Annotated in this window: 26 protein-coding genes and 1 pseudogene; 14 read left to right on the forward strand and 13 right to left on the reverse strand. The window is 43.5% G+C overall.

Translation table 11 applies throughout. The annotated features are described in order from the left end of the window. Positions 1-20: 20 nt before the first annotated feature. Positions 21-824 carry a peroxiredoxin-like family protein gene (locus DACSA_RS02805; protein ID WP_015228326.1) on the forward strand — a complete coding sequence of 268 codons (804 nt, stop codon included), beginning with the start codon at positions 21-23 and terminating at the stop codon, positions 822-824. Between the two features lie 266 nt (positions 825-1,090). Here the strand turns inward: DACSA_RS02805 and DACSA_RS02810 are convergent, their stop codons facing one another. The 6 genes from DACSA_RS02810 to DACSA_RS02835 all read right to left on the reverse strand — a co-directional run bounded on the left by DACSA_RS02810 (position 1,091) and on the right by DACSA_RS02835 (position 5,859). Next, a complete protein-coding gene (locus DACSA_RS02810) occupies positions 1,091-2,287 on the reverse strand; it encodes a DNA double-strand break repair nuclease NurA (RefSeq protein WP_015228327.1) in 1,197 nt (398 codons plus the stop codon). 205 nt (positions 2,288-2,492) lie between these two features. Then, positions 2,493-3,281 (reverse strand): HEAT repeat domain-containing protein, encoded by a 789-nt coding sequence (locus DACSA_RS02815; RefSeq protein WP_015228328.1) that lies wholly within the window; start codon positions 3,279-3,281, stop codon positions 2,493-2,495. Between the two features lie 123 nt (positions 3,282-3,404). Next, positions 3,405-3,659 carry a phycobilisome linker polypeptide gene (locus DACSA_RS02820; RefSeq protein WP_015228329.1) on the reverse strand — a complete coding sequence of 85 codons (255 nt, stop codon included), beginning with the start codon at positions 3,657-3,659 and terminating at the stop codon, positions 3,405-3,407. Positions 3,660-3,744: 85 nt separating this feature from the next. Continuing rightward, the gene (locus DACSA_RS02825) at positions 3,745-4,605 is read right to left on the reverse strand and encodes a phycobilisome linker polypeptide (protein ID WP_015228330.1); all 861 of its coding nucleotides are present in this window, start codon (positions 4,603-4,605) and stop codon (positions 3,745-3,747) included. A gap of 149 nt (positions 4,606-4,754) precedes the next feature. Continuing rightward, complete coding sequence (cpcA, locus tag DACSA_RS02830) at positions 4,755-5,243, reverse strand: phycocyanin subunit alpha (protein ID WP_015228331.1); 489 nt, start codon at positions 5,241-5,243, stop codon at positions 4,755-4,757. A gap of 97 nt (positions 5,244-5,340) precedes the next feature. Further along, positions 5,341-5,859 carry a phycocyanin subunit beta gene (locus DACSA_RS02835; RefSeq protein ID WP_015228332.1) on the reverse strand — a complete coding sequence of 173 codons (519 nt, stop codon included), beginning with the start codon at positions 5,857-5,859 and terminating at the stop codon, positions 5,341-5,343. A gap of 410 nt (positions 5,860-6,269) precedes the next feature. On the opposite strand from DACSA_RS02835, the gene DACSA_RS02840 reads away from it, so the two are divergent. From DACSA_RS02840 to carB, 11 genes are all read left to right on the forward strand, one after another. Continuing rightward, entirely contained in the window at positions 6,270-6,494 is a 225-nt protein-coding gene (locus DACSA_RS02840) for a hypothetical protein (RefSeq protein WP_015228333.1), read from the forward strand. A gap of 62 nt (positions 6,495-6,556) precedes the next feature. Then, positions 6,557-7,117, forward strand: coding sequence for a phycobiliprotein lyase (locus DACSA_RS02845; protein ID WP_015228334.1), 561 nt, complete (start codon positions 6,557-6,559; stop codon positions 7,115-7,117). 175 nt (positions 7,118-7,292) lie between these two features. Next, on the forward strand, positions 7,293-7,721 hold the full coding sequence (locus DACSA_RS02850) for a hypothetical protein (RefSeq protein ID WP_015228335.1): 429 nt from the start codon (positions 7,293-7,295) through the stop codon (positions 7,719-7,721). A gap of 22 nt (positions 7,722-7,743) precedes the next feature. Further along, positions 7,744-8,328, forward strand: coding sequence for a phycobiliprotein lyase (locus DACSA_RS02855; protein WP_015228336.1), 585 nt, complete (start codon positions 7,744-7,746; stop codon positions 8,326-8,328). Beyond that, positions 8,329-8,862 carry a hypothetical protein gene (locus tag DACSA_RS02860; RefSeq protein ID WP_198007619.1) on the forward strand — a complete coding sequence of 178 codons (534 nt, stop codon included), beginning with the start codon at positions 8,329-8,331 and terminating at the stop codon, positions 8,860-8,862. It abuts the gene before it with no gap. A gap of 75 nt (positions 8,863-8,937) precedes the next feature. Next, positions 8,938-9,681: a phosphoribosylaminoimidazolesuccinocarboxamide synthase gene (gene purC, locus DACSA_RS02865; RefSeq protein WP_015228338.1), complete on the forward strand. Its 744-nt coding sequence runs from the start codon at positions 8,938-8,940 to the stop codon at positions 9,679-9,681. 38 nt (positions 9,682-9,719) lie between these two features. Further along, positions 9,720-11,684: a BamA/TamA family outer membrane protein gene (locus DACSA_RS02870; RefSeq protein ID WP_015228339.1), complete on the forward strand. Its 1,965-nt coding sequence runs from the start codon at positions 9,720-9,722 to the stop codon at positions 11,682-11,684. A gap of 79 nt (positions 11,685-11,763) precedes the next feature. Further along, positions 11,764-12,789 (forward strand): daunorubicin resistance protein DrrA family ABC transporter ATP-binding protein, encoded by a 1,026-nt coding sequence (locus DACSA_RS02875; protein ID WP_015228340.1) that lies wholly within the window; start codon positions 11,764-11,766, stop codon positions 12,787-12,789. A gap of 27 nt (positions 12,790-12,816) precedes the next feature. Continuing rightward, a complete protein-coding gene (locus tag DACSA_RS02880) occupies positions 12,817-13,695 on the forward strand; it encodes an ABC transporter permease (RefSeq protein WP_015228341.1) in 879 nt (292 codons plus the stop codon). Positions 13,696-14,232: 537 nt separating this feature from the next. Continuing rightward, complete coding sequence (locus DACSA_RS02885) at positions 14,233-14,475, forward strand: hypothetical protein (RefSeq protein ID WP_015228342.1); 243 nt, start codon at positions 14,233-14,235, stop codon at positions 14,473-14,475. 77 nt (positions 14,476-14,552) lie between these two features. Further along, a complete protein-coding gene (gene carB, locus DACSA_RS02890; protein WP_015228343.1) occupies positions 14,553-17,804 on the forward strand; it encodes a carbamoyl-phosphate synthase large subunit in 3,252 nt (1,083 codons plus the stop codon). A 51-nt stretch (positions 17,805-17,855) separates the two neighbouring features. Here the strand turns inward: carB and pyrR are convergent, their stop codons facing one another. The 3 genes from pyrR to DACSA_RS02905 form a co-directional block, all read right to left on the reverse strand. Next, positions 17,856-18,383: a bifunctional pyr operon transcriptional regulator/uracil phosphoribosyltransferase PyrR gene (gene pyrR / locus DACSA_RS02895; protein WP_015228344.1), complete on the reverse strand. Its 528-nt coding sequence runs from the start codon at positions 18,381-18,383 to the stop codon at positions 17,856-17,858. A 12-nt stretch (positions 18,384-18,395) separates the two neighbouring features. Next, the gene (locus tag DACSA_RS02900; RefSeq protein WP_015228345.1) at positions 18,396-18,878 is read right to left on the reverse strand and encodes a DUF2062 domain-containing protein; all 483 of its coding nucleotides are present in this window, start codon (positions 18,876-18,878) and stop codon (positions 18,396-18,398) included. Between the two features lie 102 nt (positions 18,879-18,980). Then, on the reverse strand, positions 18,981-19,649 hold the full coding sequence (locus tag DACSA_RS02905) for a hypothetical protein (protein ID WP_015228346.1): 669 nt from the start codon (positions 19,647-19,649) through the stop codon (positions 18,981-18,983). Between the two features lie 216 nt (positions 19,650-19,865). Here DACSA_RS02905 and DACSA_RS20160 point away from each other — a divergent pair, with 216 nt between their 5' ends. After that, positions 19,866-20,039, forward strand: coding sequence for a hypothetical protein (locus DACSA_RS20160; RefSeq protein WP_156800625.1), 174 nt, complete (start codon positions 19,866-19,868; stop codon positions 20,037-20,039). Beyond that, positions 20,026-21,723, forward strand: a complete 1,698-nt coding sequence (locus tag DACSA_RS02910) for an Rqc2 family fibronectin-binding protein (RefSeq protein WP_015228347.1) — start codon at positions 20,026-20,028, stop codon at positions 21,721-21,723. The genes DACSA_RS20160 and DACSA_RS02910 overlap by 14 nt, the downstream gene beginning before the upstream one ends. A 376-nt stretch (positions 21,724-22,099) precedes the next feature. Here DACSA_RS02910 and DACSA_RS02915 read toward each other — a convergent pair whose 3' ends face one another. The 4 genes and pseudogenes from DACSA_RS02915 to DACSA_RS02930 form a co-directional block, all read right to left on the reverse strand. Then, positions 22,100-22,771, reverse strand: coding sequence for a YggS family pyridoxal phosphate-dependent enzyme (locus DACSA_RS02915; RefSeq protein WP_015228348.1), 672 nt, complete (start codon positions 22,769-22,771; stop codon positions 22,100-22,102). Further along, a complete protein-coding gene (gene pipX / locus DACSA_RS02920; RefSeq protein WP_015228349.1) occupies positions 22,768-23,040 on the reverse strand; it encodes a transcriptional coactivator PipX in 273 nt (90 codons plus the stop codon). The genes DACSA_RS02915 and pipX overlap by 4 nt, the downstream gene beginning before the upstream one ends. 94 nt (positions 23,041-23,134) lie before the next feature. Then, positions 23,135-24,103: an SDR family NAD(P)-dependent oxidoreductase gene (locus DACSA_RS02925; RefSeq protein WP_015228350.1), complete on the reverse strand. Its 969-nt coding sequence runs from the start codon at positions 24,101-24,103 to the stop codon at positions 23,135-23,137. A gap of 61 nt (positions 24,104-24,164) precedes the next feature. Continuing rightward, positions 24,165-25,263 (reverse strand): annotated as a pseudogene (locus DACSA_RS02930) (RRXRR domain-containing protein). Positions 25,264-25,498: the final 235 nt, after the last annotated feature.

Consider the following 25,498-nt stretch of genomic DNA (forward strand, 5'->3'; position numbering starts at 1 on the left):
ATTTATAAATCGAGTCCTTAATGGAAACACTTAATTCTAAAATCACTTCCTCTTTACATCCTTATCAATTATTTCAAACCATCCCACTGCAACAAGTCAGTGATGGTAAAAAACGCTTAATACTTAGTAATTGTGAAACGGCAAACTATTTATTAGTTATTGTCATGCCGCAACTTGGAGATTTTGATAGCTTAGAATATGTTTGGTGGTTACAGAAAAGCCGTGAGCAATTAGAAACCTCGGAGATCGTTGTCCGATCGATCGGAATTGGAAATTTAGCTGCAGGTAAACGTTTTTGCGACTATACTGGTTTTCCAGAAAAGAATTTATTTGTTACTCCTGATGCTACTTTACATCAAAAATTAGGACTTTATTCTGGTTTATCTTTGAATATCCCCAGACTCTCTGCTGCTCAAAATGCTTGGATTAATTTATTATTAATGTGTGCGGGAATTGGTAGCCCTGGAACATTAAGAGAAGTGTTACGAGGCTACACGGGCGATCGCAACGCACCACAATTAATTGCTGATGAGGAAGTGGTAAAAGCTCCTCCTCTCCCAGCACTACAAGGTTCATCGTTCAATTTAGCAGGGGGAAACGGGTTTCAGCGTCCTTTAGAACTGGCAACTTTGCGTTTACGAAATATGGGAGAAGTGCTAAGTCATTGGAAAACTTATGTTCCTGATGCGAGTTACATTACTCAACGTGGGGGAACTTTTTTATTTAATGAAAACCGAGAATTAGTTTATGAATGGCGCGATCGAGGAATTTTAGGATTTGCTGAAAAGATGAGTAATCCTCTCGAATTTCTCAACACCTTTTGACCAGTGTTGGGTTTCGTTACTTTCACCCATTGCAGTGACCAGTGATCAGTGATCAGTGATCAGTGACCAGTAATCAGTGAACGAATAACAAATAACGAATAACGAATAACGAATATTGGTGTTGGGTTTCGTTACCTCCACCCATTGCAGTGACCAGTGATCAGTGATCAGTGATCAGTGACCAGTAATCAGTGAACGAATAACAAATAACGAATAACGAATAACGAATATTGGTGTTGGGTTTCGTTACCTCCACCCAACCTACGTTAAGCAATACTTCCTCTTTTATGGCTTTCTTTGTAAGAAACGCCCACATTTTGTAAACCGGCTTTGATCATTTCTCGTTCCAAAAGTGCAAAAAACTGAGCGCGATCGCCGCTTCTAACCACAGCTTGATTGTGAGATTCAGCAATCGCTACGGGATAGCCATAACCTTTATACACTTGCGCCAACAAAATGCCTAAAGATTGCTCTAACAAGTCCATATCTTCTGCTACCCAAGCGGGAAACTCCACGCGGGCGATTTCAGTTCCCACATTGACATAACAAAAGTAAATGGAAAAGGTTTCAGGATATAATTCTAAAATTGGGTTTTGACTTCGCCACAAGCTCGATCGTTCTCCTGGAGAGAGTAAGGTTTGCCATAAGGTTGTATCTCGTAAGGGTTCACAAACCTGACAGGGTAACTGTTTTCCTTGTTGACTCCCACAATGGCTTTGACAATCAGGAACGGAGTAAGGACAAGCAACGTAGCGCAGAAATCGCACCGCCTCGGTATGACGATTGGCACTGAGATAACCGATTAAGGGGACTTTTGCTTCTTGTAACTGTTCCCAAGCACGGAAAATTGAAGGAAGCAATCGATCGCGCGCGGGGGTGGGTAAACTATCGAGAAACCAATAAATCAATGAACCATCCACTAAGGCTAAATTTGGCTCACTGTGAGCGCCAGGGGGCTTAACCCAACGATACGCCATTTCTGCTAAGGCTTCAATCTCAGAAACCGTGCGACGATGACCTAACCATTCTTCGGTAGGAATCCCCCATTGGCGAGATTCATATAAATCTTCTTGGGTATAAAAAACTTCTGGAAGACTATCCAATACTGGAAATAAACTCTGTCCGTAATGCAACATCACTCGCCCAATATTAATCAAATAACAGTAGGCGATTTCGTGGTGGGAAGGAGCAATTTGTGAGCCATCAGTAGCGAAGACGCTGTGAGCGTAGGGGGGAACTGGAATCTCTTTACAAGTGTCTAAGGGTTCGACTGGAATCGCGGCTCTAAATATCGCTCGATCGAGCCATTGTTGTTGTTTCCTTTCCAATTCTTCTTGTTGACTCACGGTTTCTTCAAGCAGATCGTAGGCTTGATTTAAGCGTTTATTACTCGCTCTTGCTTCTTGTTGTAAGTGTTCACTAATTGCTGGCAATTGTCCAGTGAGTTTGGTAATATCAAGCATTATTAGTTATTAATAATTTCTTCGATCGTAACCTAAAAACTCTAGTCGTAGGTTGGGTACAGACGTTCCATGGAACGTCTGTACACGAAACCCAACAAAATTTGTCATTGGTCACCCAACGACCACGCTCAGGGCAAGCTGGTCATTAGTCATTAGTTATCTTAGGGATGGCGTAAACCGAAACCCAACACAAATTATAGACTAATTACAAGAGAGAATCCATCAAAGTTAATAACTGTACTGCGTCTTCTGATAGTTCCTGATCAGGGTGTTTTAAATGATTTTCTAATATCCCTTTCAATGCAATCAATTTTAAGCTATTTTCCGTCGGACTCTGGGCGATCGCGCTGGCAGCAGGTAAATAATCCGTTGCTCCTAAATCCATCAATGCCGAACGTCGCAAGGGAAGTTTTTCTGCCCTCAGTCCATCTATTAATTGCTTACCATACTTTTCATCTTTTGTCAACTGATAAAGAGCGCGAGCCGTAGCAAACTGCACTTTCGCCACAGGATGGTCTAAAAACGGCTCAATTTCCGCCTTGACTTCCATCGCCCCCAATGTTCCCAACGCCTCAATTATCGCCTCGTAGGGCTGCACTAAATGGGGTTTTCCAGCAACCGATTGCGCGGCTTCTACCCCACCCGCTAACAATTCTCTGAGGGGAGGAATCGCTTTCGGATCACCAATTTCCTCTAAAGCCTGAGCGCTGGCTTCTCGCACATAATAATCACTACAGTTCAAATTTTCAATTAACAAAGAAACAGCTTGCTTGTCGCCCAATTTTCCCAATGCTCTGGCGGCGTTTCGTCGTAGGGGATAACCGCCATCTGGAGAGCGATCGGCTTCATCTTCTAAAGCCGTTAACAAAGCAGCAATTGCTTTCGGATCAGTGACGCGGAATTTTCCCAGCCACCAAGCTGCATAATAGCGCAAACTTAAATCTTCAGTTTGGTTTAAGTGCGCGATCGCCCTTTCCGCATCATAAATGGTCATAATTGAGAATTACTAAAAATCTGTTCAGCAGTATTGTTCGACACTTAATTGTTGAATTGGAGATTGAACCATATTGCAATTGTAATAATTAAGGTGGGCAACAAAAACCCACCCGATCGAGAATTAATTTTCAGAACTTTCAGTTTCTGGTTCTGTGTTCAGGGGTTCAATACTAACAATTTTGCCCCCCATGCGATTAATCCGTCGCATCTGTTCATTCATTCTGCTATAAGGAACAGTAAAAAAGACGCTTCCACTTTTGCGAATCGCATAAGATTGTTTATCCGACTCACTACTTTGACGCATTCCTTCTACTTCGATGCGATACATCCGACTGGCAGCACTACTGGGAGTCGTAACTGTAGTTTGACCGTACATAATTCTTAAACTCCTTTTTGAAAAAAAGGAAGAGGAGGAACACTAACTTTCAAAAGCCAATTCTTCCCTCCTCTACCCTGTATTTTTAAGCCGGTCTGACACTGACCACTTTTCCGCCTTGACGGACAATTTGCTGTAAGCGCTGGGATAACTGATCGTAGGGAACGAGATAAGCATTATTGCTATAGCGGATCACAGGACGAATTTTTCGCCCAATTTGTCCACTGACTTCCACACGATACATTCTGGCGCTTTGATTGCCAACACCACCATAAGCAGTTTGAGGGGTGCGAGATGTTCCTTCTTCGGTACTGGTTGAAGGTTCAACAATGGTTGAGGCTTCATTTTTGCCCAGTTCCCACGTTAAGCGAGCTTCTTTTCCTCCCGCTTGAGCGCGATCGCTGCTACCATAACCGCGATACAATTGGAACATCCGAGTAAAGTTGGTAGTTCTTGCTCCTAAACCGACTTGGAAACCCGTGTAATAAGGAACAATGTCTTCACCAAACTTACTCACGTATTCTTCACTATCGAGATAGGAATCAATTTCAGCATCAACGCCCTTCTCTTCACATAGCCCTGTATGATACGCCCATTCCTCCTCATCATAAGGCGGACGACCAAGCAAATGCTTAAAGTTCAATTCAACAAAACGCTGATTGGAATTGGGATAAAAAAACTTTTCTTTATATAAATTGGACTTGGCGATCGCGCGAACCAACCCTCGTACCGTCAAGTTTCCCTGACGTAACAAAGATTCTGCAGAAATTAGGCGTTCTGACTCCATTACATAATCATTTCCTAATACCTGCCGATAAGCCGCTCGAATCACCGTTTGTAAATCATCTTCGCTTGCATTCCAACGGAGTTCAACTGGATCACCGCTGAAAGATTCTAAACCTAAACGTCCCGCATTCGCAAGATTTGAAGCAACTAAGGTTTTCATATTTGACACCCTCCCCATAGAAAAATTTTGCAGCTATACATTTGGGTGAAACACAATCACAAAGCCCGAAAAATTTCACAAATGCTAACGCGGAGAACTAATTTCCAGGTCAACATTCGCTCAGTCTTCCGGGCTCACACTAAGAACAATTAGCTCAGAGCGTTGATTGCATAGTCGAGATAGGTATTGGCTTCGTTAGCCGCTTGACCATTTAAGCCATGATTCGCTTTGATGTGCTTGAGAGCCTCAATATACCAGGAAGGAGACAATTCAAAGGTACGGTTGATTTCATCTAACCCTGCGATGAGGTATTCATCCATTGGACCAGTACCACCTGCGATGAGGCAATAAGTAACCATGCGGAGGTAGTGACCAATGTCACGAGCGCATTTATCTTTGCCACGCTGATCATGAGCGTATTGGGGTCCCTGCATTTGAGTGGTGTAAGGGAACTTCTGATAAACTGCGTTCGCTGCGCCGTTGATTAAATCATTGGACTTTTGAGTCAGTCCACGAGCCGCTTCCATGCTTGCTAAAGCACGTTCAAAACGACCATTAGCGGATTGTAATTCGGTATTTCCTAAGAAACGTCCTTGGCTATCAGCAGCAGCAATGGCTTCGGTGATTGGAGTTTTCATTTTGGTTTTCTCTTCCTAACGTTACGTTGACAATAGATTTACAAAAAAGATTTAAGCTAAACAAAAATTCCCATTTCTGGGAGCTAGACAAGCCAGTTTAAGCAACCGCAGCCGCAGCGCGATCAAAGTAGCTTGCAACTTCAGACATCAGTTGACTGCAATCGCCTTGAGTAATTCCGTTGGGGTCACTCGCCAAACGAACTGCTTCTTCTTTCATTTTTTGTACGCCAGCCGCTACGGACGCGCCAGGAACACCCAGTGCTTGATAAGTTTCACGGAGTCCGTTTAAGCAACGATCTTCGAGGACGCTTGCATCACCAGCGAGAGTGGCATAAGTCACGTAACGGAGGATGATTTCCATGTCACGTAAGCAAGCAGCCATCCGACGGTTGGTGTAAGCATTACCACCTGGTTGTACTAATTGAGGTTGATCCGCAAATAAACCACGAGCAGCGTTGGTGACGATGCTGGCGCTGTTGCTGGTCATACGGTTAACGGTATCTAAACGCTTGTTACCCTCTTTAACCATTTGGGTCAGCGCATCGAGTTGTTCGGTGCTGAGAAACTCACCACGGCTATCTGCTTGGGAAACAACACGGCTAAATGCGTCGAACATTGTTTTCTAATCTCCTTAGATCGATTGTATTGACTATGGTTTGAAGGGTGACTTGGTTTGGATTGGCGATCGGGAAAGAAAGAATTATGAGAAGTTTTCTTGATTAGATGAGAAAGCTCACCTATTTCTCAGTTCGTCATTCCCTTTGACTTTTGCCGTTGTCTTAAACCCTTCTTGTAAATTTATACACCCTATTTCCTAATTTTTGTGTTACAGTATATTAAGATTGTTACGGTTAGATTTAAAAACAAAAAGAAAGTTAAAATATCCTAAACATAAGAAGCAAAGAGCAAGTTTTATGCTATGCAATTTGCTTCCGTGAGGATTTAACTTTCCTTAATAAATCTGGCAGTTAAGAACAGCTTTTGGGAGAATTAAGGCAAGTTCGGCAATCAAAGGATGTGGTCAAGATGTTAGATCAGCAGAAGAGGCTCTGCTCACCAGAAGAAATAGAACAAGCGATCACTGAATTGGAAAGATATCGAGAAAGGATTGTAAATGATTTGTTTCAGTCAGCACGGCGAGTTGATGTGCCTCATAAAACCGCAATGGCAAACATTGGGAAAAATCCAGAAATAATGAGGATAGATGCAAAAATTGAAGCGTTACAAGCTAAACAGTCTCAGCTTCGTTAACAGGGAGCGACTGAAAATGGTTGCTTAAGTTAGATTAAAAAAAGTTTATTGATATTGAAATAATGGACACAGCAGAGTTACAACATTTTTTTGACTGTTGTTTAGGTCACTGGGATATTGAGCGCACTTATCACTATCTCACCCGTCAAGAAGTAGAGCGATCGCACACGAAGTTTGAAGTGAAGCCCCTCACGCCAGAATTGCAGACGAAGGTTTTGGTAGATAATCAATATGATATCTCTGACCAAAATGTTGTGCTGTCAGGGTTTCAGCTTTCTTTTCATACCATTTCCGATAAAGGGGAGGAAGTGGCGCAGTCTCTGAATGCTTTGTTTGTTCCCAAAACGCAAGCGGGAAAAATGTTAGAAGGGGATTATCTGCGCGATCGCGCCTATGAAGAATCTCGCCCGATCGTGTCTCATTTTCGCTTTGATCCCACTGTGTCAGAATTGTTAATGACGACACCTTACACCCAAGTCGTGTCTGTGGATTCAATCACTCTCGTTAACCCCAACCTAAGAATCCGTAAAATTATTAATTACGATCGGCCGCCAGCAGGAGAATCATTAAAAAACGTTAGACTGGTTGGGTTTGGGGTAGAACAGAAAGTGAGTACCCCTTAAACAGTGACCAGTGATCAGTGACCAGTGATCAGTGACCAGTGACCAGTGATCAGTTGTAGGTTGGGTGGAGTTTACGAAACCCAACATCAATCAGTGACCAGTGATCAGTTACCAGTAGTTCTCAAACTTAATACCCAAAATTCAACAGTAACAAACAAACAAATAACAAACAAATATGGCAACAAAACGGACAAAAAGAGCAAAAGGATTCGGAGAATTAGAAAATCAAAACGGTAATGTAGAAAATACAGAACAAGTCAGTCAATTAGAAGCAACAATTGCGGAAAAAGACTCACAGATTGCCAAATTGGAAAAACAGTTAGCGCAACAAGAAGAAATTCAACAGCAATATCAACATATTTCTCTACAAAATCAACAGCAAGAAGTGTATATTAACGAGTTAGAAGAAGCGCGATCGAAGCATCGTCAGGAAATCAACCAACTCCAAGCACAACTAACAGCAATCTCCAGTCAGACAGAAAGTGAAACCGCCGCTAAAGACCAACAAATTAAGGAATTAAAAGCACAAATCCAACAGCTACAAAGTTTCGCTAACATCGGAGAAAAACAGATCAATCGTTGGCGCTCTCATAGTATTAAATAATCATTAAGGAGTGAAAAAAGGAATGGACGGACTGCAATTTTTCCAAAAAAGCGCGGGTCAATGGTACTCATTGCGTACAACCCACCATCTCCCCTTTCGTCGCGCTGAAACTGGGGGTTCAGACATTACCGTAAAATCTCTAGGTGCTGAAGATCATCGCATCGCAGAAATTTGTCAGATGCACTCCGTTGATCCTAGTAACGCCGTTGGTGGTGCGTTCGTCAGTTGGGATGGCGCGATGGAATGGGATAAAGAAGGGGAAGACCATTCAGGAACCAGTGTTTTTTCCCTTGTTCCTGATCAAGAAAATCCGCAACAAGGAAAACTCTTGCGAGAAAGAGGATATGCGGAAGTTGTTCCCGTCATGGGAGAATATCACATCGACCAAGAAGACGCACTGGTTTTAATCACAGAATATGACACCATGAGCATTAACGAGCGCTTTTGGTTTCCTCATCCCAGTCTCAGACTGCGAACCAGTACCGTTAAACGCTTTGGTGGCTTAAGTACCGCCACATTTTGCGCCGAAATTCGGGTGGATAACACTGATGGCGCAACTTCAGAAACAACGGATCAAGATGGGGTTCAATCTTTTTGGGGGTGGTAATTGCTGAGTTCGGAAGTGGCGCAGGGGAGGGTTTATCTAGAACAAATGCGACACCTTGCTTTTGATCCCAGCTTAGTGGAATTAAGAGTGAGTCAGCAGTGGGAAGAGCAGATTTGTCGCACGATCGGGCGAAAAATTACCAGCATTAATGAAAATCTGGTCAGTTTGCTCGATCGATGTCAAAACTGTTTTTATCCAGAACAGCGTCTCCCCATACAAATTTTCGCCACCCCATTTGCACCCCACCTCAAAATTGATGCCTTGTGTAATCTCGAAGCAGACCCCATCACAATTTTAATTGATGTCGGTCGCATCATCCAACCGCACTGGCTCAATGCGGTTGCCCACGAATACGCCCACGCACAAATCGGAATTGCAGGGCATCACCCCGCCTTCTGCTCCATCCTCACTCACCTTTGTTTAGGGTTAGCCCTCCCTCCTCCCCCTCCTCAAGGCTTACCAGAATCACAACTGCAAAATTGGCCCCCTTGTCAGCCTACTCCTGATCCGCTACAGTTCTGGCTGAAAGATTAAAATCACTTCGACGCTATCAATCGCAGGGAAAGATTATAATAGAGGCTTTCTGGTGATAACAGGTAAACAAAGGTGATGGAACAAAAATTATACGAAGGAAAAGCAAAAATCATCTATCCGACGGATAATCCGAATATATTACTAACAGAATTTAAAGATGATGCAACCGCATTTAACGCTCAAAAACGAGGAACGATCGAGCAAAAAGGAGAAATCAACTGTAAAATCAGTAGTGTTCTCTTTCAACTATTAGAAAAACAAGGAATCGCCACCCACTACATCGATCAACCGTCAGCGAAACAAATGCGAGTAAAAGCAGTAACGATTCTTCCCTTAGAAGTAGTGGTGCGAAACATCGCGGCGGGAAGTTTATGTCGAGAAACAGGTTTAGAAGAAGGGACAAATCTACCTTTTCCCCTCGTAGAATTTTATTACAAAAAAGACGAATTAGGCGATCCCTTACTGACGCGCGATCGAATTTTAATTCTCAATCTTGCCACCCTCAACCAACTGGAACAACTGCAAAACAAAGCACTTGCCATTAACACTCACTTAAAAACCTTTTTTAATGACTGTAAAATTACCCTCGTTGATTTCAAACTAGAATTTGGTTTAGATTCAGAGCAAAATCTACTTTTAGCCGATGAAATCAGCCCTGATACTTGTCGCTTATGGGATCAAAGCCAAAGCGAAGAATCAGACGATCGGGTAATGGACAAAGATCGCTTTCGGAAAGACTTAGGAAACGTCGAAAACGCCTATCAGGAAGTGCAAACCCGAATATTGTCACAGTTTAAATTGACAATAAACAATGAATAATCAAAAATTAGCTAATTAACAATTAATCAATTTGGTGTGTGGCAGTGTTAAAAAAACGAAAAAAGCAACATTTATCTCCAGTAATTGCAACCGCAGTGCTGTGTTCTTTAATCAGTTACCCAAAGCCCATGTTGGCTCAAACTGAGGGAAACACAGAAAACCTGAGTCAGAATAATAATTTTGAACCCTTACCGTCTCAATCTCCCAATAATAACGCTCCTGCCGAAGAGCCACAAGTTTTAATCGTAGAAGTAGATGTAGAAGGAGTAGAAGGAGAATTAGAAGATGTGGTTTTTGAAGCGACAGATGTCCAACCTGGACGCTTAACCACTCGTTCTCAACTACAAGAAGATGTGAACGCAATCTTTGCCACTGGTTTTTTCGCTAACGTGAGAGTTGTTCCCGAAGACACCCCTTTAGGAGTGCGAGTAACCTTTGTTGTCGAACCGAACCCAGTTTTAGAAGAAGTAGAAGTGACAACAGTTCCCGAAGGAGTCGAAGAAAGAGTATTACCCGCATCGGTTGTTGATGAAATTTTTAGGGAACAATATGGGGAGATTCTAAACTTACAAGAATTACAAGGCAATATAGACGAATTAAACCAATGGTATCAAGAGAACGGTTTTGACTTAGCGCAAGTGGTTGGTTCTCCAGAAGTATCTTCTGATGGCGTGGTGACGCTAACCGTCGCCGAAGGAGTCATTGAAGATATCCAAGTTCGGATTTTTGATGAAGAGGGAGAACAAATTGAGGGGAAAACCCGTGATTTTATTGTGACGCGAGAAGTTGAGTTATCAGAAGGAGATGTATTTAAACGACAAACCGCTCGCTCTGATTTAGAACGAATTTTTGGTTTAGGTATTTTTGAGGATGCCAGTCTTTCTTTTACCCCTGGTGATGATCCGCGAAAAGTGGTTTTAAATTTTGATGTGATAGAAGGAAATACAGGGTCAATTGGTGCTGGCGCTGGTGTTAGCTCTTCCAGTGGTCTTTTTGGGACAATTAGCTATCAAGAACGAAATTTAGGGGGAAATAATCAAAACTTATCCACAGAAGTCCAAGTGGGGGGAAGAACCCTCCTCTTTAATACCCGTTTTGTTGACCCTTGGATTGCTGGTGATCCCAAGCGCACTTCCTACGCGGTGAATTTATTCCGTCGTCGTTCTCTTTCTGTGATTTTTGATGAAGGGGAAGAAGATGTGGATTTACCCAACGGTGACACCCCCCGTGTAGTGAGAACAGGAGGCGGCTTAACCTTTAGTCGTCCGTTAGCCCCTGATCCCTTTACTCGTGCTGATTGGAGAGTCTCGGCTGGTTTAAATTACGAACGGGTGCAAATTGAAGACGATGATGGGGAGATTTCACCAGTGGATGAGTTTGGGAATCAATTGGCGTTTGATGAAAGTGGGAAGGATGATTTATTTGTCCTAGAATTAGACGCAGTGCGCGATCGACGCAATCGTTCCAGTCAAACCACCAGTGGTTCGGTGTTGCGTTTAGGAGTCGATCAATCGATTCCTGTCGGTTCAGGAAATATCTTCTTTAATCGCATTCGAGGCAGTTACAGTTATTTTATCCCGGTTGACTTCACCAGCTTTAGTGAGGAAGGAGGAGAAACTCTTGCCTTTAATTTACAAGCGGGAACCGTTCTTGGTGATTTACCTCCTTATGAAGCCTTTACTTTAGGAGGAAGTAATTCTGTGCGAGGCTATGAACAAGGTGATGTGGGGGCTGGACGGAGTTTTGTCCAAGCAACCGCCGAATATCGTTTCCCCATTTTCTCCATTGTTGGCGGTGCTTTATTTGTGGATGTGGGAACGGATTTAGGAACAGGAGACGATGTTCCAGGGGAACCGGCGGAGGTACGAGGTAAACCTGGCAGTGGTTTCGGTTATGGTGCTGGTGTGCGAGTACAATCCCCATTAGGGGCGATTCGAGTTGATTTTGGCTTGAATGATGAGGGAGAGAGTCGCATTCATTTTGGGATTGGGGAAAAATTTTAGCAATGTACCATAGAAGGTAGGGATGTGCTGTGGCACGTCCCTAGATAACATTGCCATGAAATCTGAGGATTAAACATTTATGACACCTGCTGTTTCCATCGAACACTTGCAAAAATCCTATGGTGAGGTAGCAGCAGTTAAAGATGTTACCTTTACTGTCCAACCTGGAGAAATCTTCGGGTTGCTGGGGCCCAACGGCGCGGGAAAGACAACCACCATACGCTGTTTATGTACGTTAACGAAACCTGATCAAGGGCGTGTGACGGTGGGGGGTGTCTCTAGCATCGAACAACCGAAAGCGGCGCGACGGAAACTGGGTTATGTGGCGCAAGAGGTGGCTTTGGATAAGGTTCTCACTGGAGAAGAGTTATTACAACTCCAAGCTAGTTTGTATCATATCCCGAGATCGATCGCGCGGGAACGCATTCCCCAATTGTTGAAGTTACTAGGATTAGAAGATTACGCTCACAAAAAAACAGGAACTTATTCTGGTGGCTTAAAAAAACGCCTCGATCTCGCGGCGGGATTACTTCATCAACCCGATGTGTTGGTGTTAGATGAACCAACTGTTGGATTGGATATCGAAAGCCGTTTTGTGGTTTGGGATTTTCTGCGAAAGTTGCGGGAAGCGGGAACAACGGTTCTCCTGACTAGCCATTATTTAGAAGAGGTGGATGCTCTCGCCGATCGAGTTGCTATCATCGACCAAGGAGAAGTTATCGCCAGTGGTACGCCTAATGAGTTGAAAGACCGTTTAGGGGGCGATCGAGTTACCCTCCGCATCCGAGAGTTTACTCCCACAGCAGAAGCGGAAAAAGCAAAAACCCATCTCTCTAATTTAGATTTTGTTAGAGAAATTATTGTTAATCCCGCGCAGGGAAATTCCCTGAATTTGGTGGTAGAACCCAATAGTAATCCCATTGGTTCGATCGAGCAAACTCTCTCTAATTTAGACTTACCCACCTTCGGCATTTCTCAATCTCGTCCCAGTTTAGATGATGTTTATCTCGCCGCCACTGGACGCACTTTAATGGATGCGGAAATGGCAGCAGCGAGTAATCGTGATCTCAAAGCGGAGAAAAAACAAGCGATGAAAGGAAGTTAATCGAGAAAACATAGGAGAACACAAATTATGAGTGATAGTATGACCCCTTTATCCCCAAATTCCATTGCGATCGAACAGGAAACCAGTTCGGAAAATCCCGTTGGTGAATTTTTCCAAGAAACGGGGGCTTTAACCAAACGTCTCTTTATCCAATTAAAACGTCGCCCTTCTACCCTCGTCGCTGGGATTATTCAACCGTTAATGTGGTTGATTTTGTTTGGTGCTTTGTTTCAGTATGCACCAGAAGGGTTGTTAGGAGAAGGGCTGAGTTATGGGAAGTTTCTCGCCCCTGGTGTGATTGTATTTACTGCTTTTTCGGGGGCTTTAAATGCGGGACTTCCTGTGATGTTCGATCGAGAGTTTGGTTTTCTCAATCGTTTGCTAGTCGCGCCGTTGAGTTCTCGCTATTCGATCGTTGCGGCTTCTACGATTTATATTATTAGTCTCAGCTTGTTACAAACCGCCTCGATCGTGGCGTTAAGTGCGGTAATCGGCGCTGGTTTACCCAGTTTAGCAGGTTTAGGCGCGATCGCATTGATTGTGTTCTTAATTGTCGCTGGTGTCACTGCTTTAAGTCTCGGTTTAGCCTTTGCGTTACCCGGTCACATCGAACTGATTGCAGTGATCTTTGTGACGAATCTTCCCCTACTGTTTGCCAGTACCGCCCTTGCGCCTTTAAACTTTATGGCAGACTGGTTAAAAGTTGTGGCGAGTGTCAATCCTTTAACCTACGCGATCGAACCAATTCGCTATATTTATCTCAACGGAGAATGGAGTCTCACCAGCACGGTTTTAGAAACATCCTGGTTTAACTTCTCCTTCGGCGCATCCATTCTCGCTTTAGTTGCTTTTGATTTAGTAATTCTCTTTCTCATTCAGCCGCTACTGCGTCGTCGTTTCGCTTAGTTTCTCAATTTCCGTAGGGGCGCTCGATCGCCCTTACCTGATCAAACGGAGTGCGATCGAATAGTGGCTAAAAGCTGCATCAAGTGTCACGATCGGAATGCTTTCAGCCAGAGATTGAGAGATGATAAGACGATCGTAAAAAGTTGATTAACTGTTCCCCCCTTACGAAGGGGGGTTAGGGGGGATTGATTGACAATTCTTATGGGATTGCTATAGCAGTTCTAATTCATTTGTAAAAAGTTGATAAACCGTTCCCCCCTTACGAAGGGGGGTTAGGGGGGATTGATTGACAATTCTTATGGGATTGCTATAGCAGTTCTAATTCATTTGTAAAAAGTTGATAAACCGTTCCCCCCTTACGAAGGGGGGTTAGGGGGGATTGATTTACAATTCTTATGGGATTGCTATATTACTGGTAACTGATTGATGTTGGGTTTCGTGTAGAGACGTTCCATGGAACGTCTCTACACAACCTACGTTTGACTGATTGTTGTTGGGTTTCGTATTCTCCACCCAACCTACGTTTGACTTATCGCAATGACAAAATCAGAATTATCAGCGCAAGAAAAGCAAGCAAAAATGAAAAACGAATCTATTACCAGAGTTACTTGGGATAAACTTGATCAAATGGAAGACTTAACCGATTGGGAACGAGTGAATAACATGACTGAGGAGGAAATCGAGCAAAACGCACTTGATGATCCTGACAATCCTCCTCTAACTGATGAAGAATTGAAATATCTTAAACCATTGTCAAATCCCCCCTTCAGAAAAACATGAAATCAAAAATTGTAACAGCGACATTTTTGGTAAAATAACTGAGGCTTAAACGTGCGTAAGACCTCCGTAAGAAAAATATGCCCCGTCGTACCGATTTAAAAAAAATTCTAGTGTTGGGTGCTGGTCCGATTATTATTGGACAAGCCTGTGAGTTTGACTATTCTGGAACGCAGGCTTGTAAAGCACTACGAGAAGAAGGTTATGAGGTGGTATTGGTCAATTCTAACCCCGCAACGATTATGACCGATCCAGAAACGACGGAACGCACCTACATTGAACCGTTAACGGCTGAAATTGTGGAAAAGGTGATTGCGAAAGAACGTCCTGACGCGCTTCTACCGACGATGGGAGGACAAACGGCGTTAAATGTGGCGGTGGAGTTGGCACAAGCTGGGATTTTGGAACGGTATCAGGTGGAGTTGATTGGGGCGAAATTACCAGCAATTACAATGGCAGAAGATCGCCAGTTGTTTAAGGAGGCAATGGCGCGGATTAATATTCCTGTGTGTCCATCAGGAATTGCTAGTAATTTAAAGCAAGCACGGACGATCGCCCTAGAAGAAATTGGTAGCTATCCGATCATTATTCGTCCTGCTTATACTCTCGGCGGGAGTGGCGGCGGTATCGCTTACAATCAAGAGGAATTTGAAGAAAAAGCGCAGCAAGGACTGGATGCGAGTCCCGTTTCTCAGATTCTCATTGAGCGATCGTTGCTGGGTTGGAAAGAATACGAATTAGAGGTGATGCGTGATCTGGCGGATAATGTGGTGATTATTTGCTCGATCGAAAACCTTGATCCGATGGGAGTGCATACAGGAGACTCGATTACAGTCGCACCCGCGCAAACGCTCACCGATAAAGAATATCAACGCTTACGAGACTATTCTAAACAAATTATCCGTGAAATTGGAGTCGAAACAGGCGGATCAAATATTCAATTTGCCGTTAACCCAGTGGATGGGGAAGTGGTGGTAATTGAAATGAATCCTCGCGTGTCTCGTTCTTCTGCTTTAGCCTCGAAAGCGACGGGATTTCCTATTGCTAAATTTGCGGCGAAGTTAGCGGTGGGTTACACCCTCAATGAAATTCCCAACGACATCACGAAGCAAACTCCAGCTTCCTTTGAACCGACAATTGATTATGTGGTGACAAAAATTCCTCGCTTCACCTTTGAAAAGTTCCCTGGCTCTAAACCAAACCTTAGCACACAAATGAAGTCAGTAGGGGAAGCCATGGCGATCGGGCGCACTTTCTGCGAATCCTTCCAAAAAGCACTACGTTCCCTCGAAACTGGGCGTTATGGGTGGGGATGCGACCAGAAGGAAAAATTGCCCTCTGTTAATCAAATTCGCGCCCAATTACGCACCGCAACGCCCGATCGCATCTTTACGGTGCGCCACGCTTTCCAGTTGGGAATGACAACAGAGGAGATTCATCAGCTAACGGCGATCGATCCTTGGTTCTTAAACCACTTATCTAGCATTATTGCAGGGGAAAAATTCCTGAAAGCAACCCCTCTCGAAGCCATCACCGCCGAACAAATGCGAGAAATCAAACAACTGGGTTTCAGCGATCCACAAATTGCCTTCGCTACGGAAACCACAGAAGCCGCAGTGGCAAAAAAACGGGGCGATCTCAACATTTTTCCCGTTTATAAAATGGTGGATACCTGCGCCGCAGAATTTGAAGCGTTTACTCCCTATTATTATTCCACCTATGAGGAGGGAGAATCAGAGGTGATTCCTTCTGAAAAGCCAAAAGTGATGATTTTAGGCGGTGGACCGAATCGCATTGGACAAGGAATTGAATTTGATTATTGCTGTTGTCATGCGTCTTTTTCCCTGTCCGATGCGGGTTATGAGACGATTATGGTGAACTCGAATCCCGAAACGGTTTCCACCGATTACGATACCAGTGATCGATTGTATTTTGAACCCTTAACACGGGAAGATGTTTTTAATATCATCGCTGTGGAACGTCCGCAAGGGATTATTATTCAGTTTGGGGGACAAACGCCGTTAAAACTAGCGGTTTCTCTAGAAGAATATCTCGACCAACATCAAGATACGATTCCTACTAAGATTTGGGGAACGTCTCCCGACTCGATCGATATCGCAGAAGACAGAGAACGATTTGAGCAAATTTTACGGCAATTAGTGATTGATCAGCCTCCCAATGGACTGGCGAGAAGTTATGAGGAAGCGTTGGTGATCGCAGGAAATATTGGCTATCCCGTCGTTGTGCGTCCGTCTTATGTGTTGGGGGGTCGGGCGATGGAAATCGTCTATTCTGACCAAGAGTTAGAACATTATATGAGTTTTGCGGTGCAAGTAGAACCCGAACATCCGATTCTGATTGATAAGTTTTTAGAAAACGCGATCGAAGTGGATGTAGATGCGATCGCAGATCAACAAGGAAATGTGGTCATTGGCGGTATTATGGAACACATTGAACAAGCGGGGATTCATTCTGGGGACTCAGCTTGTTCTCTCCCCTATGTCTCTCTCAGTGAAACTGTGGTCAATACTATCCGCAAAGGTACAGAACAACTCGCAAAAGCGCTGAAAGTTGTGGGATTAATGAATATCCAATTTGCGGTTCAAGGAGAAACAGTTTACATTTTAGAAGCCAACCCCCGCGCTTCTCGAACCGTTCCCTTTGTCTCTAAAGCCACTGGTGTTCCCCTTGCGAAAATTGCCTCGCTGGTGATGTCTGGACAAACCCTACCTGAGTTAAACTTTACCCAAGAACCGCAACCGCGACATATTGCGGTAAAAGAGGCAGTTTTACCCTTTGAAAAATTCCCCGAAACCGATGTTATTCTCGGTCCAGAAATGCGTTCTACTGGGGAAGTGATGGGAATCGACTATGATTTTGGGAAAGCGTTTGCCAAAGCAGAATTAGCCGCTGGTCAACGTTTACCCCTATCAGGAACGGTTTTTGTTTCCACGAACGATCGAGATAAAAAAGCGGTGATTCCTGTGATTAAAGAATTTATAGCATTAGGATTTAATATTATCGCCACTGAAGGCACAAAAGTCGCCTTAGAAGCAGAAGGCTTAACAGTGGGATTACTTTTGAAATTACATCAAGGTCGTCCTCATGTGTTAGATGCAATTAAAAACCGTGAGATTCAACTGATTATTAATACACCCACTGGACAGGAAGCACAAACCGACGGACAATTAATTCGACGCACCGCTTTAGCTTATAAAATTCCGATGGTGACAACGATCGCGGGTGCAAATGCTAATGTCCAAGGCATTCGATCGTTACAATCTGGATCATTAGATGTGAAAGCATTACAAGATTACCAGAACCCTATTTAGAAAAGTAGGTTGGGTGAAGCGAAGCGAAACCCAACACAAATATATAAACTCCTATTTAGTAAGTTCCACCGCATCCCGTCCATCAAGGGGCTGTAAATAAACCTTAACCTGTTCCTCTGTAGAAGTGGGGAGAGTTTTCCCCACAAAATCAGGATGAATGGGAAGCTGACGGTGTCCGCGATCGACCAGAACCACCAACCAAATGCTAACAGGTCGCCCATATTCTGTGACCGCATTCAAAGCAGCGCGGGCGGTACGTCCTTTATAAATAACATCATCCACTAAAACCACCGTTTTGTTCGTTAAATCAAAGGGAATATCAGTTTTAGCAGGAGTCCGAGTTTTAATTTGATCTAAATCGTCTCGATAAAAGGTAATATCTAAAGCGCCAACGGCGACAGAAACCCCTTCTAACGTCTCAATTTGTTGTCCTAACATTTTCGCCAGGGGAACACCTCTGGTGTGAATCCCTAAAAGCACAAGATTAGATAAATTATCAGCTTTTTCGATGACTTGAGACGCTAATCGAGTAATCGCACGTCTGATTTCTTCTGTAGATAAAATCTCAACAACTTTCATTAATCGCTTTTCTTAATTCTTATTTCGTAGCTTCGGAATGAGCCATAATCCGATAAAATAGGCATTGATCGCAACGATCGCGCCCACAACCGTACATCCTAATAATAAGGTTGCAATAAAGGTTTTTCCCGCTTCTAAAATTTCTGTGCTAGAAGTCCAATCAATATCCGTCGATAAATAGTGAGTTCCTAACAAGAATTGTCCCACTTTAAAGTTAAATAAATAAATGGGAATATAAGTCAAAGGATTACTAATCCAAGTGCCAACGGCGGCAGTAATTTTGTTTCCTCGTACTAAAATCGCCAAAAGAACGCCGAGAAGGGTTTGTGCGCCAAAAAAAGGGAATAAACCAGCAAAAACTCCCATGGCTAAACCCCGCGCAATTGCTGGGGTGGTACTACGCAAACGAATGATTCGTAAATAGAGATAGCGCAGTTTTCGTTTCCACCAGGACTGTTTTCGTTTTTTTTGATTGAGAAAAGAGGCGGGTTGCATAAGTTTGGATCAAGCGATAGTTAACCGAATTGCGCGATCGCCACATTACTTTTATCTTACCTCGTTAGGCAATTACTCCCCCATAATTGGGGGCTGGGGGGCTTAACGTTTTCTGCTGTAGGAACGCCTAGCAGGTTTTCTCAATTCTAAACTCACTTCAATAAAAGTATCTCGTCTCAAGACAGGATAATTACTGACCCAGAGATCAAGTTGTGGGAGATAAGCATCACTAATTTTGCTGATACGAGCCAGATCAGGGTCTTTAGATAGAACTAATAATTCCACCACTTGACCGGTTTTAATGTTGCGATGGAGACGACGGAGAGGGGCTTGAATTTGGATTTCAAAACCACTTTTATCCCCCACTTGTAGGTTAATTCGCCGTTCTCGGTTTTCGACAATGACTAATTCTCCCTGTTCGTTAACGGTTTCTTCTGTTCCCACTAACTCTTCGCTGACAAAGACTTCTAAAACTCGCCCTCGCCAAAACCCACTATAAGGAAAACGGCGATAAGTGCTATTGCGTCGAGTTGCCCAGTAAACTGGAGACCATAACCAATATAAACCAGCGATCGCGCAAAATAAAGAAGTTGTCGCCCCACCACTCCTAGTAATTTCTCCCAGTAACCAAATCACAACAACCCCCACAAACGAGATTAACAGTTTACGGAGAAAATCGGGCCACTCACCCGCATAATAGCGATATTGTTCGGCAGTGGCTGTGAAGGGGATTAATTGCTCAAATTTCTTGCGAGTGATGGGAACTAGCATAGAATCATAGAGAATAGGCAAATGTTTTTATTTTATCAGTGTTGTTTACAGAGGTTGCTCGATCGGGGAATCTGTTGATTAAAATTCTAATATCTTGGTTTTTGTAAATAGAAGGAAGATAAAACGCTAAAAATTTTTTTCTGTCGGTTGGGTGATAACCCAACAAATGTTATCCGTAGGTTGGGTGATAACCCAACATTGCAAAATTGCTGCTTGATGTTGGGTTTCATTATCATTGCACCGAACCGACATCCCGTTGGGTTTCATTATCATTGCACCGAACCGACATCCTGTTGGGTTTCATTGCTGATGTTGGGTTTCATTATTGGTGACTGGATTACACTAGAAAAGCATTGCTTTATTTTTCCAGAAACCTATGCAGCCCGTTGATTTAACCACTCTCAGAGCCATTTGCGCCGAATTACGGAAAGGTTGGCTACCTGCTCGTCTTGAACAAGTCTATCAGCGCGATCGCGCTACAATATCTCTAGCCCTCCGTACCCTAAAAGGAAGAGATTGGTTAACCCTTTCTTGGCATCCTCAAGCCGCCAGAATTTGCCTTGATGACGCACCGCCTCGCACTCCCGACACCTTCACCTTTAGCGACCAACTTCGCCATCAACTGCAAGGTTTAGCACTCACAGCAATGCCCCTAATTTCGCCCTGGGAACGGGTGATTAACTTCCAATTCGCCCCCCGACCCGACGACCCCCCTTTATGGCATCTCTACGCTGAAATTATGGGGAAATACAGCAACATTATTCTTACCGATGCTAATCAACAAATTATCACCGCCGCACACCAAGTCAGTGCAGAAAAATCCAGTTTGCGTCCCATTCAAACTGGACACATTTACGAACCTCCTCCTCCCCTCACTGGAAGCATCCCCAATGTTAAGGAATACCAAGAAACCTGGCAAGAAAAAGTCAGTTTAATTCCCACCCAATTGAAACAACAACTCCTCAAAACTTATCGCGGTTTGGGACCAAATTTAGTAAAAGCAATGATCCAACGTGCTGACTTAAACCCTCAACAAACCGCTGACACGCTTACTCAAGAAAACTGGAATACGCTCTTTCAAATTTGGCAAGAATGGTTACACATTCTCGAAAGTGAACAATTCCAACCAGGTTGGACAGAAAACGGTTTTACAGTTTTAGGTTGGGGAATGATTGAACCAGTTTCTTCAATCCAAACCATCATTAAAGATTATTACACCGAACAACTGAATCAACAAGTTTTTAAACAACTTCATCACCAACTCTTCCAGAAAGTTAGTAACTTAATTAAAAAACAAACCCAAAAACAAGAAACCTTTCAACAGCGATTGAAACAATCAGATGAGGCGGAAATCTATCGTCAACGGGGAGACTTATTGATGGCTTATTCCTATCAATGGGAACCTGGAATGGATGCCATAGAGTTACCTGATTTTGAGACAGGAGACTTAATCCGTATTCCCCTTAACCCAGAAAAAAATGCGATTCAAAACGCTCAAAGTTACTATAAACGTCATCAAAAATTAAAACGCGCTCGCACGGCGGTAGAACCTTTATTAGGAGAAACTAATCAAGAAATTAATTATTTACAGCAAGTGGAAGCTGCACTCAAACAATTAAAAGATTATCAGCAAGGGGAAGATTTACAAACCCTAAAAGAAATTCAAGAAGAATTAATCGAACAAGGCTATATTATTCCCCAAAGAGAACGATCGACCTCGCAAGCAACCCAACCCATTACTTATTATTCTCCTCATGGTTATGAGGTTTTAGTGGGACGAAATAATCGACAAAATGATCAGTTAACCTTTCGTCTGGCGACTGATTATGATTTATGGTTTCACGCTCAAGAAATCCCAGGCAGTCATGTCTTATTACGCTTACCTGCTGGTGCAATTCCAGACGAAAAAGACTTACAATTTGTTGCCAATGTTGCTGCTTATCATAGTCGCGGGAGAGAAAGTCAACAAGTTCCTGTTATTTATACAAAACCCAAATATGTTTATAAACCAAAAGGAGCAAAACCAGGGATGGTAATATACGATCGAGAAACGGTAATTTGGGGAACACCGTAAACAAATATTCGCCCCTTTCTAAGGCAGGTTCTTTTCATTCTCCCCCTTAAATTTACACTGACAACTCCTGAATCGGCTTGCATACCATATTTTCCCAATTTCACCCACTACTTTTCCTTATGGTAAGTCTTCAGCAAAAGACTCCGTAGGTTGGGTGAAGGTAACGAAACCCAACATCAATATTTGTTATTTGTTCACTGGTCACTGATCACTGGTCACTGATCACTGGTCACTGATCAGTGACCAGTGATCACTGGTTACTGATCACTGGTCACTGATCACTGGTCACTGATCACTGGTCACTGATCACTGGTTACTGATCACTGGTCACTGATCACTGGTCACTGATCACTGGTCACTGATCACTGGTCACTGACTATTGGGGACGTTTGCCAAAAATCGTTTGTCCTAACCGAATCATGGTTGCTCCTGCTTCTATGGCGAGAGGATAATCCCCAGACATTCCCATTGAGAGTTCTTTCATGGAAAAATGATGATTTTGAGATTGAATTTGTTGTGCTAAATCACGGACTTTCTCAAATCCAGTTTGGGTTTCTGCTGCGGATTGACCAAAGGGGAGAATCGTCATCAAACCTTGAATACTTAAATGATGATACTGTTCAAGAGTGGGGAGTGCGTCTAATAATTCGGGAATTGTCCAGCCGTATTTGTTGGGATCAGATAGCGGTTTCACTTGGAGGAGAATTTTCGGGGAAGTGATTTCGAGATCGCCCAGGAGTCGATCGAGCCGACTGGCAAGTTTTACACGATCACAAGTATGAATCCAATCAAAGTGAGTGAGAGCCAATTTCGCTTTATTGGTTTGAAGATGACCAATAAAATGCCAGCGAATATCTTTTAAATCTTGTAATGCTTTTTGTTTGGTGAGTGCTTCTTGGATTTTATTCTCACCAAAATCTCGAATTCCTGCGGCGTATGCTTCTCGTATTGCTTCCTCCGATACAGTTTTTGTTACTGCAATCAACCTCACCTGTGACGGTAAAGTTTCACTCAGTTCTTGAATGCGTTTTGTGATTTTACCAGTCATTGAAAAATACGTTTATAGGTTTCATTTAAGAGGGAATAGTCTTCCTTAGCGCCGAGACGACGCAGTTTCCGTAACCGATTTTCTATCATCAGACGAGCGTCGGAGCGGCTTTTGCTTTCAAAGGTTAATCCTTCCTCGCTCACTGTCACTACAAAAAAGAGACGTTGAGCATAAAGAGTAGCAAAAATTTCTTGGTTCGACTCAATAATACAAACGCGGTAAAGTAAGCCAAAAGTTGGGTGATTTATATAGGTTTCATTCGTATTCATTCAAATTTTGCCGTGATGTTTGCTCCAAGTTCTCTACCAAATCCGAGGAAAAGACTTAATGATACTTTGATGATATCTTGCTGAGGAAATAATCTTAAATTTTAGGAGAGGGTAAAATTCCTAAAAGAAGAAGCCACCAAGGTACTTTAAAATCAGGAACGAGCCAAGAAGCCTGTCTTAAGGCTGGAATCGCTGCGGGAAGAATAAATCGCAACGATCGCAAAGAAACAGGACGATTCCCGTCTCGATCGAGCAAATTATACCGTTGAGCGACTTCGGCGACAATTTGCACTTTTCCCGTGAGAGATTGTAAATTGGTTTCTGCGGCTAAAGCAGCAATTACTCGTCCCGTAAAAAGGGGAGTTTCCCAATTATATCGATCGCGCAAGACAGAAGTTTGCGGATCAATGTCTTCTTGGCTCATTTGATCAGCAAATCGTGAAATCGCTTCTGTTCCAACAATACCTGGCCACAGGGCGATCGAAGTAACATTTTTTGATTTTAATTCCTGTGCCATTTCTGCGGCTAATCGATCGCAAGCGGCTTTTCCTACGCCATAAGCAACCCCAAAAATGGGAGACATTCCTCCCCAAGAGGAAATTGTACAAATTAATCCTTGTTGACGCTGACTCATTAACCGTGCTGCGAATAAACTCGCTATGTAATGACTCCGTAGCCCTACGTTATTCACCGCATCCCATAAGTCGGGTTCGTTTTCCCAAAATGGTTGTCCCGAGGCTTGGGCGATCGAGCTTACTCCTGCAAATACATTATTGACTAATACATCAAGCCTGCCCTTTTGCTCTCGATCGATGCGCTGAAACAACTGTCGGACTTGTTCATCATCACTATGATCCACCTGTACGGGAAAACAAACCCCACCGGCTGCTTCTACCGCCGTTTGAGTGTCGGTGAGCGTTCCTGATTCCTCTCCAGAAGGGGAAAGGGTGCGACCTGTAATATAAACCGTTGCGCCAGCTTCTCCTAAGCCAATGGCAATTCCCTTCCCAATTCCCCGTGTCGCACCAGTGACTAGAGCGATTTTCCCTGCAAGTGTTTTCATCTATTCTTCGTGCTGGAGACTCCCAATATAATCGGTAACTGAGCGCGGTCGTTGTTCTGATTTATTGGGAGAGGAAAGCACGTCCTCCATTTAATGTGTTTACAATTAAGTTAGTGTTCCGTTTCAAAAGTTGAGTCTTTTTGGCTGAAAATTGTCCCAGTCTTTTCCAATCAAAGTCAGAAACTGAGACTTGAGTTTTGGTGTCTCCTGAAACCCAGCCTTGATATTTGATTCCTTTCCTTTCTGTCTCGACATAATCTCCCTTACGGAAGCCATGTCGAGTTGTTGTGCCTCCATATTTCCGTCTCACCCCACCTGTAGTAGGAATCATTAATTGAAGCTGACGGCGACTAACTGGAGGTCTTTTAATTACTGAGAAAGGGGCATTTGTTATCTCAACACTTCCTTCAAACCATCCTTTGTCTCCTTTTAAATATTTGTACTTCAAGAACTCGTGGGAAGCTAAAGCAACTCCATCAACGGCATGAGTGGCAGGGGTTTGATTAGACTTATTTCGGTCTTTCTCTAACCCAAGAAGTTCTCTTCTTGCTGAAGTTTCCCACCCAAAAAGCGTGGTGACAAGAGCAATGCTCGGCAGCCACTGTTCTGTCATTACCTTTTGTCCTACCATCACTGGGGAGAATCCCTGATCACCTTTCGCTTTAACGATTTCGTAGATGATAGAAGAGATGGGAAAAAGTTGGGATAACTCTTTGACCACACGATATTCAAGCTGTCGATTCGCTTTAATACGCTTGAGGAAGTTTGTGGCAACGACGATTATTAAACCGTTTCTGACGGTGAGAACGTTGGTCAAAGGGTAATTTACGATTAATTCGTCTTCCTCTTCTTCCACGACGCATCATCGCTCTGGTTTCCATGTGGTTTTTAACCCGTTGGAATGGTAACTCTAGATGGGCGGTGAATAAAGTAGCTTTAGATGATTGAACTCCAATCCCTGAGTAATGCTTTCCTGGGTCAATTCCCACCGCTACAGGTTGGATTTCTTCTCCAGATTCAATGGTTAACTGAACTGCGAAGAAATGTAAGTCGTTTTTGTAAATCACCGCCTTTCCTTCTTTAAGCCAACGTCTAGCACGACTAGCCTTAGTAGGCATTAATGGTTTTCCGTTTTTTGATCGAACTGGTACACGAGACATGGAGATAATCCTTTCGCTCTGGAAGTTTTTAACCTCTTCGCCCACCTTGACCAAGATGCGCGGAATGCGCCGCCGCGTTCCTGCCCGAATCGAATTCGGGCAGGGTCGGCGGTCCCTTCTTAAGGCAACCCTCCAACGAGTTTTAGAGATAATCCGAACTAGAGGAGATCGGGTAAGGTTCGAGAGTCGCCTCTCTCCCCTCCCCTAAGAACCGTACGTGACAGTTTCCCATCAT

The organism is Dactylococcopsis salina PCC 8305 (genome assembly GCF_000317615.1).
In the GTDB taxonomy this organism is placed as follows: domain Bacteria; phylum Cyanobacteriota; class Cyanobacteriia; order Cyanobacteriales; family Rubidibacteraceae; genus Halothece; species Halothece salina.

Coding starts and splice junctions, on each gene's coding strand:
- DACSA_RS02805 (WP_015228326.1), top strand. CDS start 21: ATGGAAACACTTAATTCTAAAATCACTTCCTCTTTACATCCTTATCAA.
- DACSA_RS02810 (WP_015228327.1), bottom strand. CDS start 2,287: ATGCTTGATATTACCAAACTCACTGGACAATTGCCAGCAATTAGTGAA.
- DACSA_RS02815 (WP_015228328.1), bottom strand. CDS start 3,281: ATGACCATTTATGATGCGGAAAGGGCGATCGCGCACTTAAACCAAACT.
- DACSA_RS02820 (WP_015228329.1), bottom strand. CDS start 3,659: ATGTACGGTCAAACTACAGTTACGACTCCCAGTAGTGCTGCCAGTCGG.
- DACSA_RS02825 (WP_015228330.1), bottom strand. CDS start 4,605: ATGAAAACCTTAGTTGCTTCAAATCTTGCGAATGCGGGACGTTTAGGT.
- cpcA (WP_015228331.1), bottom strand. CDS start 5,243: ATGAAAACTCCAATCACCGAAGCCATTGCTGCTGCTGATAGCCAAGGA.
- DACSA_RS02835 (WP_015228332.1), bottom strand. CDS start 5,859: ATGTTCGACGCATTTAGCCGTGTTGTTTCCCAAGCAGATAGCCGTGGT.
- DACSA_RS02840 (WP_015228333.1), top strand. CDS start 6,270: ATGTTAGATCAGCAGAAGAGGCTCTGCTCACCAGAAGAAATAGAACAA.
- DACSA_RS02845 (WP_015228334.1), top strand. CDS start 6,557: ATGGACACAGCAGAGTTACAACATTTTTTTGACTGTTGTTTAGGTCAC.
- DACSA_RS02850 (WP_015228335.1), top strand. CDS start 7,293: ATGGCAACAAAACGGACAAAAAGAGCAAAAGGATTCGGAGAATTAGAA.
- DACSA_RS02855 (WP_015228336.1), top strand. CDS start 7,744: ATGGACGGACTGCAATTTTTCCAAAAAAGCGCGGGTCAATGGTACTCA.
- purC (WP_015228338.1), top strand. CDS start 8,938: ATGGAACAAAAATTATACGAAGGAAAAGCAAAAATCATCTATCCGACG.
- DACSA_RS02875 (WP_015228340.1), top strand. CDS start 11,764: ATGACACCTGCTGTTTCCATCGAACACTTGCAAAAATCCTATGGTGAG.
- DACSA_RS02880 (WP_015228341.1), top strand. CDS start 12,817: ATGAGTGATAGTATGACCCCTTTATCCCCAAATTCCATTGCGATCGAA.
- DACSA_RS02885 (WP_015228342.1), top strand. CDS start 14,233: ATGACAAAATCAGAATTATCAGCGCAAGAAAAGCAAGCAAAAATGAAA.
- carB (WP_015228343.1), top strand. CDS start 14,553: ATGCCCCGTCGTACCGATTTAAAAAAAATTCTAGTGTTGGGTGCTGGT.
- pyrR (WP_015228344.1), bottom strand. CDS start 18,383: ATGAAAGTTGTTGAGATTTTATCTACAGAAGAAATCAGACGTGCGATT.
- DACSA_RS02900 (WP_015228345.1), bottom strand. CDS start 18,878: ATGCAACCCGCCTCTTTTCTCAATCAAAAAAAACGAAAACAGTCCTGG.
- DACSA_RS02905 (WP_015228346.1), bottom strand. CDS start 19,649: ATGCTAGTTCCCATCACTCGCAAGAAATTTGAGCAATTAATCCCCTTC.
- DACSA_RS20160 (WP_156800625.1), top strand. CDS start 19,866: ATGTTGGGTTTCATTATCATTGCACCGAACCGACATCCCGTTGGGTTT.
- DACSA_RS02910 (WP_015228347.1), top strand. CDS start 20,026: ATGCAGCCCGTTGATTTAACCACTCTCAGAGCCATTTGCGCCGAATTA.
- DACSA_RS02915 (WP_015228348.1), bottom strand. CDS start 22,771: ATGACTGGTAAAATCACAAAACGCATTCAAGAACTGAGTGAAACTTTA.
- pipX (WP_015228349.1), bottom strand. CDS start 23,040: ATGAATACGAATGAAACCTATATAAATCACCCAACTTTTGGCTTACTT.
- DACSA_RS02925 (WP_015228350.1), bottom strand. CDS start 24,103: ATGAAAACACTTGCAGGGAAAATCGCTCTAGTCACTGGTGCGACACGG.